1 protein-coding gene is annotated in these 796 nt (G+C 66.1%); it reads right to left on the bottom strand.

Annotated elements, in window-relative coordinates; all coding sequences use genetic code 11:
- On the bottom strand, positions 1–778 hold a 778-nt coding region (locus ACLQ20_RS31330), incomplete at its 3' end, for an AfsR/SARP family transcriptional regulator (RefSeq protein ID WP_311414996.1).
- Positions 779–796 lie beyond the last annotated feature (18 nt).

Genomic DNA, 796 nt, shown 5'->3' with positions numbered 1-796 from the left:
AGTGGGTGAGTGCGGGGATTTGGATTTTGGCGTCGTGTTCGAGGATGCGTTGTTGGAGTTCTTGGAGGCTGCGGCCGGGTTCGAGGCCGAGGCCGTCGACGAGGGCTTCGCGGGTGCGTCGGTAGACGCGGAGGGCGTCGACTTGGCGGCCGCTGCGGTAGAGGGCGAGCATGAATTGGTGGCAGAGGCGTTCGCGCATGGGTTCGGTGGCGGTGAGGATTTCGAGTTCGGGGGTGATTTCGCGGTGTCGGCCGCAGGCGAGTTCGGCGTCGAGGCGGTCTTCGAGGGCGGAGAGTCGTTCGTCTTCGATGGCGGCGAGTTCTGACCAGCAGGTGCCGGTTTCGACGAGGTCGGCGAGGGCGCGTCCGCGCCAGAGGGTGAGTGCTTCGGTGAGGAGTTGGGCGGCGCGGGTGGGGTTGTTGGTGGTGGTGGCGTGGCGGCCTTCGCGGACGAGTCTGCGGAAGCGGTAGAGGTCGATGGTTTCGGTGTCGATGCGGAGTTGGTAGCCGGGTGGGTGGGTGCGGAGGGTGGGGTTGGTGGTGGGGTCGGTGTTGTGGGTGAGCATGCGGCGGATGCCGGAGACGGCGTTCTGGACCATTTTGCGGGCGGTGGGGGGTGGGTTGCCGTCCCACATGGCGTGGAGGATTTGGCTGGTGGCGACGACTTTGTTGGCGTTGAGGAGGAGGTAGCCGAGGATTGCGCGTTGGCGGATTCCGCCGAGTTCGAGGTGGTGGCCGTTGTTGGTGACTTCGGTGCTGCCGAGTACGGAGAAGCGCATGGGTGTGCTCCGGTGGTC

It is taken from the genome of Micromonospora sp. DT46, assembly GCF_049841735.1.
GTDB classification, from domain to species: domain Bacteria; phylum Actinomycetota; class Actinomycetes; order Mycobacteriales; family Micromonosporaceae; genus Micromonospora; species Micromonospora reichwaldensis.
The sequence above is the reverse complement of the archived record's forward strand: the minus strand, read 5'-3'. Positions and strand labels throughout refer to the sequence as shown.